This is a genomic window from Aliinostoc sp. HNIBRCY26 (assembly GCF_050235535.1).
Classification (GTDB): Bacteria; Cyanobacteriota; Cyanobacteriia; order Cyanobacteriales; family Nostocaceae; genus Trichormus.
This window is the reverse complement of record NZ_CP189852.1, coordinates 1,939,419-1,955,589: the sequence shown is the minus strand read 5'-3', so window position 1 is coordinate 1,955,589 and position 16,171 is coordinate 1,939,419. Positions and strand designations below refer to the sequence as shown.

10 protein-coding genes are annotated in these 16,171 nt (G+C 41.1%); 8 read left to right on the top strand and 2 right to left on the bottom strand.

Annotated features, from left to right (window positions below):
• The first annotated feature begins 198 nt into the window (after positions 1–198).
• The 3 genes from ACQFX9_RS08285 to ACQFX9_RS08275 all read left to right on the top strand — a co-directional run bounded on the left by ACQFX9_RS08285 (position 199) and on the right by ACQFX9_RS08275 (position 7,190).
• On the top strand, positions 199–2,916 hold the full coding sequence (locus tag ACQFX9_RS08285; RefSeq protein WP_427161547.1) for a hypothetical protein: 2,718 nt from the start codon (positions 199–201) through the stop codon (positions 2,914–2,916).
• A 148-nt stretch (positions 2,917–3,064) separates the two neighbouring features.
• Positions 3,065–5,380: a CHAT domain-containing protein gene (locus ACQFX9_RS08280; RefSeq protein ID WP_427161546.1), complete on the top strand. Its 2,316-nt coding sequence runs from the start codon at positions 3,065–3,067 to the stop codon at positions 5,378–5,380.
• 79 nt (positions 5,381–5,459) lie between these two features.
• Entirely contained in the window at positions 5,460–7,190 is a 1,731-nt protein-coding gene (locus tag ACQFX9_RS08275; protein ID WP_427161545.1) for a ShlB/FhaC/HecB family hemolysin secretion/activation protein, read from the top strand.
• Between the two features lie 670 nt (positions 7,191–7,860).
• Here the strand turns inward: ACQFX9_RS08275 and ACQFX9_RS08270 are convergent.
• Positions 7,861–8,277, bottom strand: coding sequence for a hypothetical protein (locus ACQFX9_RS08270; RefSeq protein ID WP_427161544.1), 417 nt, complete (start codon positions 8,275–8,277; stop codon positions 7,861–7,863).
• A gap of 207 nt (positions 8,278–8,484) precedes the next feature.
• Entirely contained in the window at positions 8,485–9,318 is an 834-nt protein-coding gene (locus ACQFX9_RS08265) for an FAD-binding domain-containing protein (protein WP_427161542.1), read from the bottom strand.
• Positions 9,319–9,384: 66 nt separating this feature from the next.
• Between ACQFX9_RS08265 and ACQFX9_RS08260 the strand changes: the two genes are divergently transcribed.
• The 5 genes from ACQFX9_RS08260 to ACQFX9_RS08240 all read left to right on the top strand — a co-directional run bounded on the left by ACQFX9_RS08260 (position 9,385) and on the right by ACQFX9_RS08240 (position 16,073).
• A complete protein-coding gene (locus tag ACQFX9_RS08260) occupies positions 9,385–11,553 on the top strand; it encodes a right-handed parallel beta-helix repeat-containing protein (RefSeq protein WP_427161541.1) in 2,169 nt (722 codons plus the stop codon).
• Positions 11,554–11,702: 149 nt separating this feature from the next.
• Complete coding sequence (gene bcp / locus ACQFX9_RS08255) at positions 11,703–12,182, top strand: thioredoxin-dependent thiol peroxidase (protein WP_427161540.1); 480 nt, start codon at positions 11,703–11,705, stop codon at positions 12,180–12,182.
• Between the two features lie 99 nt (positions 12,183–12,281).
• Positions 12,282–12,908, top strand: coding sequence for a restriction endonuclease subunit R (locus ACQFX9_RS08250; RefSeq protein ID WP_427161539.1), 627 nt, complete (start codon positions 12,282–12,284; stop codon positions 12,906–12,908).
• Positions 12,909–12,910: 2 nt separating this feature from the next.
• Entirely contained in the window at positions 12,911–14,077 is a 1,167-nt protein-coding gene (locus ACQFX9_RS08245) for a cysteine desulfurase family protein (RefSeq protein WP_427161538.1), read from the top strand.
• Position 14,078: 1 nt separating this feature from the next.
• Positions 14,079–16,073, top strand: coding sequence for an ATP-binding protein (locus ACQFX9_RS08240; protein WP_427161537.1), 1,995 nt, complete (start codon positions 14,079–14,081; stop codon positions 16,071–16,073).
• Positions 16,074–16,171 lie beyond the last annotated feature (98 nt).

Here is a 16,171-nt window from a genome sequence, read left to right as displayed (position 1 = left end):
AAATTCAAAATTGAAGAAGGACTGGGGACTGGGGATTGGGAAGAGGAGACAAGGTAGACAAGGTAGGGGAGGAGAAAAACTAATAACTAATAACTAATAACTAATGACTAATGACTAATGACTAATGACTATTGACTAATTTTTAATATCATGACTTTAACAAATTCTCGAAATAAAAATTCTAAACTTGGGTTGAGTATGGCAGATATATTAACTCTGCCGACTCAACAACGGAAACTCGTCCAGTGGATGCTCAAAAATAAACCTGATGGTGCTACTTTAACTGAAGCTGCGTATTATTTGGATTTAAATCAACAAGCTACTCTCAATATCTTAGATGAGTTACTTGACCAAGATTTTATTCAAACAGTTCTCACCCATGATGATGATCTGAAATATCGTGTATATCTTGCACCAAAACAGGGGATTCAACAAGAACAAATTCAGCAAGTTTTAGCACCGGGTAGTCCTTTAGCGATTATTTTCAATCCTTCTGGGGATTATGCTGTACAGGCGGGTTCTCGGTTTGAAATTCATATTACAGTTACTAATAAAGGTGCAGAAAGTGCGTTAATTAATGTTTTTATTGATGATTTATCGCCGCAGTTGATTCAATGGTGTGATGCACCTCATCAAAGGTTAGCATTGAGTCCTAATTCCATAGGTGAGGTGCTATTTGAATTTAATGTACCGATAACGGCGATTCCTAGCACCTATAACTATGTGATAGTTGTAGATGCACCGGAACATTACCCAGAGGATACGCCTATACGCCACACGGCGAAACTCCAGGTATTACCAGCAATTGAAACGGTTGTTAGAGTTAGTGACCCTACTTTTAATGTTATCCCGGCGAGTAGTTCGCGATCGCCTGCACCAATTCCCCCTGGCGGTATCTTGCAACTTAGCGTTAACGTCCACAACCGTTCTGATAGGGTAGATAGGTTTCGTCTGACTTGTTCTGACTGCGGCGATAATTGGTACACTATCCGCTATCCTGAAGGTTTGGAAACAGCCGGGTTAATTATTCCCAATATGGGTTTGAATCTCAACCCTGGGGAAACTGGACAAATTTTACTGCAATTCCACCCCCCATTAGGGGTAACGGCGGGGATTTACTATCCGACTTTGCGTTTATACTCTGCTAACAATCCTGATTTGGTACTGTTAGATGTGGTGTATGTGCAGGTTCTACCTTCCTATTTGCTGAATGCAGAACTATTGACGGTGGTGGGAAGGGTACGCCGCAAAGCCGGAGTATTTGAAATTAGGTTAACCAACGCAGGTAACACCGTCCGAGAAATTGTCTGTACACCAGTCCCCGCAGACGAAGATAAAATTTGCACTTACGTCACCACTCCCCCCGTGTTGCGGGTATTACCAGGAGAAAAAGCTATTTCCCAAGTGACAATCACACCTGTAAGATGGTGGTCACGACCAATATTTGGTGCAGGACGCTTACTTAACTTTCGCATTGAATTAGTAGATCAACAACAATTTCCCCTACCTAACCCTTCTCTTCCAGGGACAGTGATTTGGGAAGCGCGTCCTTGGTGGCAATTGTTATTGTTTATACTAACAGTGTTAGGCAGTATCGCAGCGATCGCCTTTCTGCTATGGTTGCTATTAAAACCCCCCGCATCCCCGAAAATCGTCCGTTTTCAGTCTTCCGATGCTTCCTATCAACAAGCCAATAACGGCAATATTCGCTTAAACTGGCAAATTCGCTATCCGAAAACATTGCAAACGTTGACCATTACGGGAGTCTTCGCCGATGGTTCTGTAGCGGTACAACCGGTAGTTTATAACTTTAATGGACAAATCCCCACAGAACTCAAATCATATTGTCAGTTACAAAATACATTAACTTGCGCCAATATCCCCACCGATGCAAGGAAACCAGGAGATTATATTTTTGAATTGCAAGCATTTAGCAGCAAAAATCCTGAAGAAGCCGTAGACACAATTAAGACTAATACTATCAAAATCATTCCCATTCCTCCGGCAAAAATTCTCGAATTTACTGCCGTTAAACCCACCTATCAAGAAGTACCAGTAACATTAAAAACTGGCAAACAAATTAGTGCCGATACAATTCGATTAAATTGGAAAATTAGCGATTTAGATAAGATTAATAAAATCCAAATAATTGGGCGATCGCCGGAAGGTGTAGTTAATAGTGAATTGCAAACTTATCAATTTAATCAAGGGGAAATTCCCGACAGCTTAAAACCGTTTTGTCGCAACGAACAAAATCAATTAACCTGTCGTAGCTTCCCCACCAAAAACAGTACCATCGGTAACTATATTTTTGAATTACAAGTATTTGCCAAAACCGACACTGATAAACCAAGCATCTCGCAAAAAACAGATGTAATTAAAGTCCAACCATTACCCAGCCAAATTGTCGAATTCAAAATTAATGGTAGTGAACCCCTCCCCAAATATCAAATTCCCATCGACACCCAAAGTAAAGCCAAACAAGTAATTAACTTCAGTTGGAAAGTAGAAGGTAGCAGCGAAATGACAACAGAATTGTTACCCGCGCCTGGTAACATTCCCCGCAGTGGAACGATAGTTTACCCCATCAATAATCAACCAGGTAGTGAAACCATCATCCTCCAAGCTACCAGTCCCACCGGCGACAAAATCAGTCGTTCAGTCACCATCGAAACCTTCGCACTACCCATCCCAACACCGAACCCCAACCAACCCCAACTCCCCCAACTCCCCACTGCACAACCCACACCCCCAGTCATCCCCCCACCCCCAACCGCACAAAATCAACCAAACACCCCAGGAAATAGTAATACCCCTGGTTCAACATCCCCATCATCCACACCCCTCCCCACATCACCCACCCCCTCCCAACCAGGAAAACTCTCACCCTTAGAACTACCCCCAGGATTTGATTAAAAGGCAAAAGGAAAAAGGCAAAAGGCAAAAGAAAGAAATTAACAAAATTTATGGGTTTAATTCCCCTTTACAACATAAAAAATAGTGAATTGCGAATTGTGAATTGCGAATTGCGAACTGCGAATTGGTATTGCGTGACATAAAAAATATGCTTAAAAAACTCCCCAACATCTTCCTTGCAATACTCCTAACCGCCACACCAGCCAGCCAATACCGCGCTGACTTGCTACTAAGATTAGGAAATAGACAAATCAATAACGGTCAACTAACCGCAGCCTTAGTATCCTTAAACGAGTCACTAAAACTATATCAAGAATTAGGCGATCGCACCGGACAAGCCAACACACTTTTAAGCTTAGGGGAAATTTATTTCACCCTGGGTAAATATCAAACAGCGATTAATTTATATCGACAAAGCTTAAACTTTATGCAGAACACAGGTAATCAACCTGGGACTGTACAAGTTTTAGAACATTTGAGTAATGCTTATATCTATACTGGGGATGAAAAACTAGCGCAAGAACTGCGAGAAAAAGCCACCGCTTTAAGAAAAGAAATCGGCAATCCTCCCAGAGAAGCATCATTTTTAGGTAACGTCGGTGTAGGACATGAAAAACTAAGAGAATATGAATCAGCAATTGCTTTCCATACCCAACAATTAGCCATTGCCCAAGATACCAAAAATCGCCAGTTAGAAATATACTCCCTACAAAATCTAGCAGCAGTCAATCGGGAGTTAAAACAATATCAACCAGCGATTAATTTTTATCAACAAGTATTAGCTATTGCTACCCAATCTAGTGATACTGCCTTAACTAATATTACCTTAAAGCAAATCGCTAAAACCTACGAAAATCAAGGTAATTTCGAGCAGGCGATCGCACTCTATCAACAACAACTAGAAACCTCAAAAATCCCCAGCCAACAAGCCGAATTAATTAAACAATTGGGGCGTGTTTACATATCTGCTAAACAATATGACCAAGCCTTAGCATTATATCAGCAACAATTAGATAATGCCAAAACTAATAAAGATATTTACACTCAAGGCGTAGCCTTCAACAATCTCGCCTTTGTTTTACTCAAGTCAGGTAAAATTAATGAGGCGCAAGCCAACTTACAAGCTAGTATTAAAACTTGGGAGACTTTACGCTCAAACTTAAATAATACTATTGATTATTCCACTGAACAAACCAATACATATAATTTACTAGAACAGGTTTTAGTCAGTCAAAATCAGCCGGAAGCTGCTTTAGAAGTTGCTGAACAAAGTAGCATCATGAAAATTTTAAACTTGATGGGAATGCGTTTAGCCACAGAATCAGCCGGTAGTGGTTTAAAAGCCGCACCCAAAGAAATTATTATCCCGACAATTACCCAAATTCAAGCCATAGCCAAACAACAAAAGGCAACTATTGTTAGATATTCATTAATAGAAGATAGTGAAATTTATATTTGGGTAATGCAGCCTAGTGGTAAAATCACATTTCGGAAAGTAGATATCACATCACAAAAGAAGATTATTCCGTTTAACTCTGTTGTCGAATTAATTCATCAAACTCCTATAGCCTTGGGTGTAAAAACTCCTCAAACTCCCACCGCTAATTACAAAAATATATTACTGCAACTCAATCAAATCCTCATTAAACCCATAGCTGATTTATTACCAGCTAATCCTACAGAACAGGTAATTTTTATTCCCCAAAATGAGTTATTATTTGTGCCATTTCCGGCTTTAGTCGATATTTACGATAAATACTTAATTGAAAAACATACAATCACTACCATTCCATCCATCCAGCTACTCAAATTAACGAGAGAAAAACGCAATAATACAGGCGGTAGTAAAGTGGTGGTGGTGGGTAATCCGACTATGCCCAAAATCGAAAAACAGTCTTTACCGCAATTAATCAATGCTGAACAAGAAGCCTTAGAAATTGCAGATTTCTTCAAAACTAATGCTTTAGTTGGTAATAAAGCCACCAAAGCTGATGTTTTACCTTTATTACCCAAAGCCAAAACCATTCATTTGGCAACCTACGCTGTTATAGATGATACCAAAAGACAAGGCATCCCAGGCGCGATCGCCCTATCTAGTATTGCTGATAATAACGGACTCCTCACCGCTAGTGAAATCCTCAATCTCTATACCCAACCAAAAGGCGCGCGCCTACGGGCTAGATTAGTTTTCTTGAGTGCGGGAGAAACAGGTAGTGGTAGTATGGGCAACGGTATGTTAGGGTTATCTTTGGCTTTAATTAATGCTGGAGTTCCCAGTGTAATCATTTCTCAATGGGCAGCCCCCGATACACCCACAAACGTTTTCACTACGGAATTTTATCGACAGTTAAAACAAAATCCTCATAAAGCCCAAGCCTTACGCCAGGCGATGTTAACCACTAAGAAACAGCATCCTCACCCTAAAGATTGGGCTGGATTTACATTAATAGGAGAAGCACGTTAAAAAAAGTAAAAAGGTAAAAGGAAAAAGGTAAAAGAAGGAAATAATAGCTTTGCATCTTATTTTAAAATTCCCAGTGCAAATGCTACCAATTAAAAATTACCTTTATTTAATTTCTAACAACATTCCGGCAACTCTTGTTTTGACTTTCACCTTTTTACTGGGGAATTATCCCGCCTCTGCACAAGCCCCAAACCCAGAAGGTAGCCGTAACCAAGAACGTTTTCCTCAACCCCAATTAACGCCAACACCTATAAATCCAGAATCGCCCCCTTTACAAACAAACCCTACACCAGAAACTACGCCTGCACCAACATCTGGCAGTATTCAAGTAGAGAAAATTCAAGTCACAGGTAGCAGTATTTTTGATGCAGCAACACTCAATTCTGTAACTAAATCTGTAGAAGGGCGTACCGTTACTTTAGAGGAATTAACCAGCGTTGCCGATAAGATTACACAACTTTATTTAAATCGAGGATACATCACATCTAGAGCAGTTTTAGGAAACCAAAAAATCACTAATGGTGTGGTGGAAATTCAAGTAATTGAAGGCAGCCTAGAAAAGATTATTATTGAAGGTACAAAACGTGTAAATCCTAATTATGTGCGATCGCGCATAAAATTAGGTGCAAATAAACCCTTATCTTCCGCCAGTTTAGAAGACCAATTAAGATTACTCCGCAATGATCCCCTATTTACCAACGTCGAAGCTAGTTTACGTCCTGGGACTGGCTTAGGTCAAAGTATTTTAATTGTACGCGTTATTGAGGCAAACCCCTTCGAGGCGACCTTAAGCCTGGATAATTATTCCCCGCCTAGCATTGGTTCTGAAAGGTTGGGTGTGAGTGCCAGTTATCGCAATCTTACAGGCATAGGTGATGAAATTTCCGCCGCCTACTACCGCACCACCCAAGGTGGGGCTAATATTTATGATTTCAGTTATCAAGTACCGTTAAACGCTATGAATGGTACTTTACAACTCAGAACTTCTATTAATAACAACGAAGTCATTCAACAACCCTTTAAAAGCTTTGAAATTAGTGGCGAATCGCAACTATACGAAATTAGTTACAGACAACCACTATTGCGATCGCCCCGCGAAGAATTTGCTTTATCATTGGGTTTCACTGTCCAAGATGGGCAAACCTTTACTTTTGCAGGGCCGACACCCTTTGGATTTGGCCCCGATGATGAAGGGAACAGTCGCACCCGTGTAATTAAATTTGGTCAAGATTATGTTAGCAGAGATGTTAGCGGTGCTTGGGCAGTGCGATCGCTATTGAGTTTAGGTATTGGTGCATTTGATGCCACTATAAACGATGATGCCAAACCCGATGGACGCTTTTTTAGTTGGTTAGCACAATTTCAACGAGTCCAACGCCTCAATCAAGACAACCTATTAATTGCCCAAGCAGAGGTACAATTAACACCCAACGCCTTATTACCTTCCCAGCAATTTGTTGTCGGTGGTGGTCAGTCAGTACGTGGTTATCGGCAAAACGTCCGTGCAGCCGACAATGGCCTAAGATTTACCCTAGAAAACCGCATCACCACAATGCGCGATGCGTCCGGTAATTCCACCCTACAAATCGCCCCATTCTTTGATTTAGCCTACGTCTGGAACGTGGACACCAACCCCAACAGCTTACAACGACAAAAGTTTTTAGCCGGTTTAGGGATGGGTGTTTTATACCAACCCACACCTAAGTTTAATCTTCGATTAGATTACGCCTTTCCCCTAGTCGATTTAGATGACCGAGGTACAAACGCCCAAGATGACGGCTTTTACTTTAGTATTGGCTATGGCTTGTAGGGTTTTATACCAATCTCCAATGGACTTCTCTAGGAGACGCTAACGTGTAATAAAACCAATTCGCAATGGACTAACGTCCCGCTTCGCTAACGCAATTCGCAATTCGCAATTAAACTAAGCCACCCACAAGGGGGAGTGGCGTGGGCGGGTTTCCCGACTTGAGAGAACTGGCGTTGGGGTTTTTACCTACCTTGCGATACAAGGACTGTTTCGCCCACCAGGGTACTTAGCGTAGCGGGACGCAAGTCCGGTTTTGAACCTTCACTTTTTGATAAACTAATCTTCATTAATTTTTCCAGACTGATTCGCTTGTAGTAAGGGCTTTAGCCCTGGTTTTATTCATTCTTACCCTGTTCCCCGTTCCCGTTCGGCTGACGCTCACGGCGGAAGCCTGTTAAGAGTTCCCTACCCATGTAACAATACGGTTCAGATAAGAAAAATAAATTTCAACAAAACCAGCAAATGATCATTCAACAAAAAACGCAAAAATGATTTTGGAGGGGGTTTGGGGGACGCAACCGTCCCCCAATCGGGGGCTTGGGGGAGAATCCCCCAAATCTTGCTCATTGTCTAATAGGTAGAGCAAAAATTGAAAAATCAACTCTCACCACCTTAACTGAACCGTATTGACCCATGTAAGTCATTTCAATAATCAAGTCGGATTCCCATATTATTCAAAAACATACTTTTCCGCTACCTTCCAATAGCGGGAGAACCGCTTAAGGTCAATATATCCGTCATAATCAAAAAATGGTTCAACCTCAAACACTTCCAATTTTAAAGAACGCTCAATTTTATCGCAGATATCATTAAAGCGAGGACTAGGACTATCAGTTGTAGCCACTAAATCAGCATGATGTTCTTTAGCAAAAGCTAAAACCTCTTGCGCCACATTACCCCGACGAATTTCCACAGGTAACTCTAGCAAGCATTCATAAATAAAAGTCAACCGCTTGAGACTAAGTTGCCATTCTTCTATCAAAGCATCATCCCAAACCCAAATCGCAGGCGCATCTGGGTATTCTTGTAAAGCTGGGTTGAAAGGACTCAAACAGTCGCCGTGTATCCAAATAATTTGTTTAGTCATTAGTTATTAGTCAATAGTCAATAGTCAATAGTCAATAGTCAATAGTCAATAGTCAATAGTCAATAGTCAATAGTCATTAGTCATTAGTCATTAGCCATTAATACTCCTTCTCCCTTGTCTACCTTGTCCACCTTGTCCCCAATCCCCAGTCCTTCTTCAATTTTGAATTTTGAATTTTGAATTTTGAATTGATAAGTCCCCAATCCCCTATCTCTTCCCCTTTTGCCAACTTTGACTGTTGGGTTTTTTGGTAAATTCTCCTTTAGGAAACAAGCGTTGTTCTAATTCTTCGTAACTACCTTCAAAATCACAATGACCGTATAGGGGACATTTTTGACAGTACACACCTTTGGTGTAACGTTCTAAGTTCTCGCGGTTGAAAAAATAAGGTTTATGACTAAAGGTGCTGGCTACCCATTGCCAAGACATATTATTACTTGCAGGATCACCGTCTAATAAATGTTCTAGAAACCATTTCGCGCCTGCTTGCCAGCGAATCCGCCGCCAGTGAATAATGTAAGCGGCTAACCACATCCGCATATGGTTGTGTAAATAGCCAGTTTCTCGTAATTCCTGGCTAAAACTATCTATGCAAACTAATCCTGTGCTACCCTCTCTAATATCTTGGGGTAACTCAGGTGCATATTGTGCTGTGGTGTAGCCAGTTTTGTATTCTTCTTGGTCTTGCCAAATATTATTACCAAGTTTGACATATAGTCTTTGCCAGTAATCCCGCCAACCCAATTCATTAATGAGTTTGGTTGCATCATCACGGTTTTGGACTTTATCTAGTACATAATCTCGAATTTCGCGTAAACTCAAAACTCCGTGACGAATATACGGTGAAAGTTTAGTAACATCACCTGTTAAAAAATTACGAGTTTTTGCGTATGATTCTGGGTTAACCTTTTGTAAGGCTTTTTGGGCTGCTTTCCTTCCTCCTACTGCATTACTAATATGATCATCGCGTTCTGCGGCTTGGGGGAATTGTTCCTTCAAATAGGTTATTAATTCATCACGACTGGCAAATTCACGCCGCATAAATAAGATTAGTTTACATAAATTTACATTATCTAATATATCTTAATATGAAAGAGGGATTGGGGATTGGGGATTGGGGATTGGGGACTGGGACAAGGTAGACAAGGTAGACAAGGTAGAATTTATTTCTCAACTCAGCACTCAGCACTCAGAAAAAAAAAGACAAATTTTATCTGTGAATTACACCAGAAAAGCTACACTAGTCAGATAAAAACTTTACTTGCCGAAGCGATGAGCCTCTGCATTAACCCTCAGTGTACCAACCCCCAAAACCCTGACAATATTCTATTTTGCCAAGCCTGTGGTTCAGAGTTGCTCCTAGAAGGTTGTTATCGAGTAGTGGGTTTTCTAGGTGGTGGTGGCTTTGGCAAAACCTATGAAATCCTTGATACGCGGACACAAACTACTAAAGTTATTAAGATTTTAATCAATAATCACCCGAAAGCGATCGAGCTATTTCAGAGAGAAGCAGAGGTTCTCACTCGTCTCAATTATCCTGGTATTCCTCAAGTTGAGCCTAACGGTTACTTCATTTATTTTCCTAGAAGTAGCCCAGAGCCATTACACTGTCTGGTGATGGAGAAAATCGACGGTCTTGATTTAAACGTGTACTTAAAAAAGAGAGATTATCGACCCATCGACCAAAAATTAGCATTGCAATGGTTCAAAGAAAGCGTCATTATCCTTCAACAAGTTCATCAACAGGGTTTATTTCACCGCGACATTAAACCATCCAACATCATGTTAAGGGCAGATGGTCGTCTCGCGCTCATCGACTTCGGCACAGCCAGATCAATTACCCAAACCTACATCGCCAAGCAATCTGCGGGACAAGTGACAGGTGTCATTTCCGCAGGTTATACCCCATCCGAACAAATTCATGGTCAGGCTGTACAACAGTCAGATTTTTTTGCACTGGGTCGAACTTTTATTTATTTATTAACTGGAAAAGAACCAACAGATTCCCTAATTTACAACTCTTATAGCGATGAATTAAGCTGGCGAAACCAGACAAAAGTTCTACCGCAGTTTGCAGATTTACTCGATCAAATGATGGCGCGTTTACCCAGTCAACGTCCCCAAAATACTCAAATAATTTTGCAAAAGATAGCGGAAATTGAGAGTTATTTAAACCCACCACCACTACAAACCCCACCGCCACCACAAACTCCCACTCCACAAACTCCTACTCCTCCCAATAGAAGAAAATTTATGAAATTCTTGGGCTTTGGGGGACTAGGAATAGCTTTGGCTGGGTTAATATATGCAGTATTGCCCAAAACTAAGTCAAAATTAGTAGTTTCTCGCCTGGGAGATGGTGATTATCAAACTATCACAGAAGCGATCGCCAATGCCCAACCCAACACCAGCATCATGGTGCGTCCTGGATTTTATCAAGAAAGTATAGTAATTAATAAACCAATAAAAATTATTGGTGATGGTTCTAAAGCCGATATTGTCATTGAAAGTCCCGACTCAAATTGTATTTTAATGGAAGCTGACACAGCAACAGTTAGTGGTTTGACACTACGTTGCACAGCAGGCAAAAATAACAAAAAATTCTACGGTGTAGATATTTCCCAAGGACAGCTAACTTTAGAAAATTGTGATATTACCTCTGATTCTCTAGCCTGCATCGCCATTTATCACGCCACAGCTGATGCTATTATCCGTAATTGTGAAATTCATGACGGCAAAGCTAGTGGTATATTTGTTTATGATCATGGTCAAGGTAGAATAGAAAACTGTTATCTGTACAGCAACACTTTATCAGGAATCACCATCCAAGACGGTGGTAATCCTACAGTTGAGCGTTGTAGAATTCGTGATGGGGGAATTTTGATTGATCAAAATGGTAAAGGCAGCATCAATAATTGTGACGTTTTCAGCACAACATTAGGTGCAGGTATAGAAATTAGGAAAAATGCTAATCCAACAATTGAAAACTGCGTAATTCGTGATGGACAAGGAAGCGGTATTTTAGTAGATCAAAATGGTCGAGGAATAATTAAGGAATGCAAGATTATTAATAATCGCTTATCAGGTATAGAAATAAGAAATGATAGCAACATTGTCATCAGAGAATGCAAAATTAATAGAAACCAACAATATGCCTTGTATGTTCATGATCGAGGCACAGGTACAGTAGTAAATTGTGATTTAACAGCAAATGTCAGAGGTACCTTTGACATCGACAACACATCTCAAGTACAACGCAGTGGCAACCAAGAATAACATAGTAAATAAACAGATATTCCTAGCCACTGAAATAACTAATGACTAATGACTAATGATTAATGACTATTGACTATTGACTAATGACTAATGATTAATGACTATTGACTATTGACTATTGACTATTGACTATTGACTATTGACTAATTATGACTAACATTCCCCAAATTGGACAAACAGCACCGGAATTTTCTCTACCAGACCAAAATGGCAACCTGGTTAGTTTAGATGATTTTACAGGTCAATGGATTGTAGTTTATTTTTACACTAAAGATGATACCCCTGGTTGCACTACAGAAGCCAAAGATTTCACAGATTTAAATCAGGAATTTAATCAATTAGGCGCAAAAATATTAGGTGTGAGTCCTGATTCTGGTAAAGCCCATTGCAAGTTTATAGATAAACATAACTTGTCTATTACACTGTTAAGTGATCCAGAACACCAGTTAATCGAAGCTTATGGTGCTTGGCGGTTAAAGAAATTTATGGGTAAAGAATATATGGGTGTGGCGCGTTCTACTTTTCTCATTTCACCTGAGAAAATTATTGCTCATGCCTGGCCTGATGTCAAAGTCAAAGGTCATGCCCAAGCTGTGTTGCATAAACTGCAAGAATTAACAGCTAGTTAACTGATTAAAGCCAATGATGAACTTAACATTACTACAAAATTGACATCGCTTTACAACCAGAAATGTCAATATAGTTATACAGTTCCGCTTGTAGACCCTATGGTTCAATTCATCCAAGCTCAAAATGTTGGAATTGCATATTTAGAAGCAAGATTTGGACTCAAATTAGCGGAAAATGATAGATTTTTTCCAGAATGGTTTGAGTCTTTACCGGAAATTACAGACTTAGAAAAACAGTATTTAGATAGAGTTAAAGCTAATTTTCTGAGTTTAGTTACAAGACCACCTATTTTAGAAAACGCTGTCAAGATGGTGGTATTGTCTCCTTTATTAGATTTAGCTGGATTTTATCGTGCGCCATTTTCTATTCTCACTGAGGAATCTATCGAAATATCTTTAGAAGACGCAGGAAAAGTGATTAGAGGTAGAATTGATGTTTTAGTTATTCAAGAGCAATTATGGTTACTCGTCATTGAATCTAAACGAGCAGCATTTTCTCTGACAGAGAATATAGCTCAAGCATTAGCTTATATGATCAGCCATCCCAACCAAGAAAAACCTGTGTTTGGATTAGTAACTAATGGCAGTCACTTTATTTTTATCAAATTAACTAATTTAAATACATTAACTTATGCTTTATCAGATGAATTTACGCTATTAAAACGTCAAAGTGAACGGTATCAAGTCCTTGCTATCTTAAAAAAACTGAGTCAAATATTGCAATAGTTATGTCTAATCATCCCATATACCTTGATTATCACGCCACTACACCTGTAGATGAGCGTGTATTAGCTGCCATGCTGCCATACTTTACAGAAAAATTTGGCAATCCGGCAAGTATTAGTCATATTTACGGTTGGGAAACGGAAGCGGCTGTAAAACAATCGCGGGAGATTTTAGCCGCCGCAATTAATGCTTCCCCAGAAGAAATTGTCTTTACTAGCGGTGCGACGGAAGCTAATAATTTAGCCATTAAAGGTGTAGCAGAAGCTTATTTTCAAAAAGGTCAGCATATAGTTACTGTAGCAACTGAACATGGTGCGGTGCTTGACCCTTGTGCATATTTAAAAACCCTGGGTTTTGAGATTACTATATTGCCAGTCAAAGCTGATGGATTAATTGATTTAGAAGAATTAGAAGCAGCGTTGCGTCCTGAGACAATTTTAGTTTCGGTGATGGCGGCTAATAATGAAATTGGCGTATTACAACCACTGTCAGAAATCGGGGAAATCTGCCACAGCCGCCAAATAATTTTCCATACAGATGCAGCCCAAGCTATTGGGAAAATTCCTCTAGATGTGCAAGCAATGCACATTGATTTGATGTCTTTAACAGCCCATAAAGTTTACGGGCCAAAAGGTATTGGTGCATTATATGTCCGCAGACGCAACCCCAGAGTGCAACTTGCACCCCAACAACACGGGGGAGGACATGAACGAGGAATGCGTTCAGGAACTCTATACACACCGCAAATTGTTGGCTTTGGTAAGGCTGTAGAAATTGCTTTAGCCGAACAAGAAACAGAAAGCCTCCGCCTCATCCAGTTAAGAGACAACTTATGGAGTCAGCTTTCACAATTAGAGGGAATTCACCTAAATGGACATCCTACCCAGCGATTACCAGGTAATTTGAATATTAGCGTTGAGGGAGTGGATGGTGCAGCATTGTCTTTAGGTTTACAGCCAGTTATGGCCGTATCCTCTGGTTCAGCTTGTTCATCGACGAAAACAGCACCCTCTCACGTCCTCACTGCTTTGGGACATGACGAAAAATTGGCTTATGCTGCCGTTCGTTTTGGGATAGGTAGGTTTAACACATCGGCAGAAATTGATATAGTAGCGAAACACGCGATCGCTACCATTCAAAGTTTACGTAAACAAAAGACTTTAGTATAAAATGCCGTCTCAATTTGTTACAAAAGACTGGTACACCGCAAATCATCGTTACTTGATGGGTTTAATCTCCCAAACCCGTCAAGCTTTAGAACAATTGGCTGAAGACAAAGAACCGGAAAATCACAGTAGGGAGAAAGGCATATTCCTAGATTATGAGGAAGACCAAGCCTTTGAGCAAACACCCCCAGCCATAGAGCAACTGTGTCAAATCTTTAACCTATCTAAATTAGAACGGCAAATTGTGCTGTTATGTGCAGGGATGGAATTTGACCGTAACTGGGGAAAACTATGTGCCGCAGCCCAAGGACAACCACAGTTAGAACATCCCACATTTAGTTTAGCATTCTCTATGTCTCCTGGTTCTTATTGGGATTTACTCACTCACGATGCACCCTTGCGACGCTGGCGGATTATTGAAATTGCCCCGTCCCATACATTGACGATTTCTCCCTTAAGATTAGACGAGCAGATTATTCATTATTTGGCAGGATTGCGCCCATTGGATGAGCGATTGGCACAATTAGGAGCTACCCCCGTACAGACAGAAAACTTAGTGCCATCCCATACAGCCCTAGCACAACAAATGGCAAATTGCTGGTTGCAAGCCTCTCAAGAACAGCGCGCCTTACCCATATTGCAACTATGCGGTACAGAAACCGCCAGCAAAAAAGCGATCGCTGCCCATGCCTGTGATATTTTACACTTAACAGTTTATGCTATTGCTGCCCAGAACTTACCCCGTGACACCCAGCAATTAAATCTGATCAAATGCTTGTGGGAAAGGGAATGGCGACTGTATGGCAGGGTAATATTATTGGATGGCGATCGCACTACCGAATCTCCAGACGGGGAAAATCACATCCATCAGCTACTCGACACCCTACAAACCCCCCTGATGATCTCTAGTTTAGAACGTCGTCGCGCCATCCAGCGTCCTTTGCTCACCTTAGAGGTAAATCACCCCAGCCCCACCGAACAGCGTCAAGTTTGGCAAACTGCCTTAAGTGACATCTCCCTCACTTGGAATGGACACATTGACCGTCTTGTTTCCCACTTCAACCTCAGCACCGCTACAATTACAGCCACCAGTTGGCAATTCAAAACCCAACACCACCCAACATCCGACTCAGCCCAAGCCTTCCGTTTTCTCTGGGATGTCTGCCGTAGCCAAGCCCGTCCCCGCCTCGATGAATTAGCGCAACGCATTGAAGCAAGCGCACAGTGGGAAGACTTAGTATTACCGCCCAATGAATTAGGCGTATTGCGTGATATTGCTGCCCATTTACGCCAGCGTTCCAAAGTCTATGAACAGTGGGGATTTGCGGCTAAAGGCGGACGGGGTTTGGGGATTAGTGCCATGTTTGCTGGGGCGAGTGGCACAGGGAAAACCCTGGCGGCGGAAGTATTAGGAAATACCCTCAATCTAGATGTCTACCGCATAGATTTAAGTGCAGTTGTGAGTAAATATATTGGGGAGACTGAGAAAAACTTGCGGCGGGTATTTGATGCGGCTGAGGGGGGAGGAGTCATTTTACTATTTGATGAAGCCGATGCCCTCTTTGGCAAACGCACAGAAGTGAAAGACTCCCATGACCGCCACGCCAATATTGAGGTAAGCTACCTATTGCAACGCATGGAAGCCTATCGGGGTTTAGCAATTCTCACCACCAACTTAAAAGCCTCCTTAGATCAGGCATTTCTGCGGCGTTTGCGCTTTATCGTCCAATTTCCCTTTCCCGATGCCAATCAGCGCGCCGAGATTTGGCGACGGGTATTTCCCGCCCAAACCCCCACCGCAGACTTAGATTTTGAGAAGTTAGCTAAACTCAGCGTTGCTGGCGGGAATATCCGTAATATTGCCCTGAATTCAGCGTTTATAGCAGCCGATGCCGATGAACCTGTGGGGATGAAACATATCTTACAAGCAGCGAAAAGTGAGTATATCAAGATGGAGCGACCTTTGACTGATGTAGAAGTCAAGGGATGGATAGCATGATTTTTGCTGAATAGCAATTATCCAAACGTCTAATTGATATTACCGAAGAAAATGAGAGAATGGGGTATTATTTGGCTGCGATTCGGAGTGTGGCTATG

What these genes read in the sequence shown, in the direction of transcription:
- ACQFX9_RS08285 (WP_427161547.1), top strand. Translation starts at nt 199, where the DNA reads ATGGCAGATATATTAACTCTGCCGACTCAACAACGGAAACTCGTCCAG.
- ACQFX9_RS08280 (WP_427161546.1), top strand. Translation starts at nt 3,065, where the DNA reads ATGCTTAAAAAACTCCCCAACATCTTCCTTGCAATACTCCTAACCGCC.
- ACQFX9_RS08275 (WP_427161545.1), top strand. Translation starts at nt 5,460, where the DNA reads ATGCTACCAATTAAAAATTACCTTTATTTAATTTCTAACAACATTCCG.
- ACQFX9_RS08270 (WP_427161544.1), bottom strand. Translation starts at nt 8,277, where the DNA reads ATGACTAAACAAATTATTTGGATACACGGCGACTGTTTGAGTCCTTTC.
- ACQFX9_RS08265 (WP_427161542.1), bottom strand. Translation starts at nt 9,318, where the DNA reads ATGCGGCGTGAATTTGCCAGTCGTGATGAATTAATAACCTATTTGAAG.
- bcp (WP_427161540.1), top strand. Translation starts at nt 11,703, where the DNA reads ATGACTAACATTCCCCAAATTGGACAAACAGCACCGGAATTTTCTCTA.
- ACQFX9_RS08250 (WP_427161539.1), top strand. Translation starts at nt 12,282, where the DNA reads ATGGTTCAATTCATCCAAGCTCAAAATGTTGGAATTGCATATTTAGAA.
- ACQFX9_RS08245 (WP_427161538.1), top strand. Translation starts at nt 12,911, where the DNA reads ATGTCTAATCATCCCATATACCTTGATTATCACGCCACTACACCTGTA.
- ACQFX9_RS08240 (WP_427161537.1), top strand. Translation starts at nt 14,079, where the DNA reads ATGCCGTCTCAATTTGTTACAAAAGACTGGTACACCGCAAATCATCGT.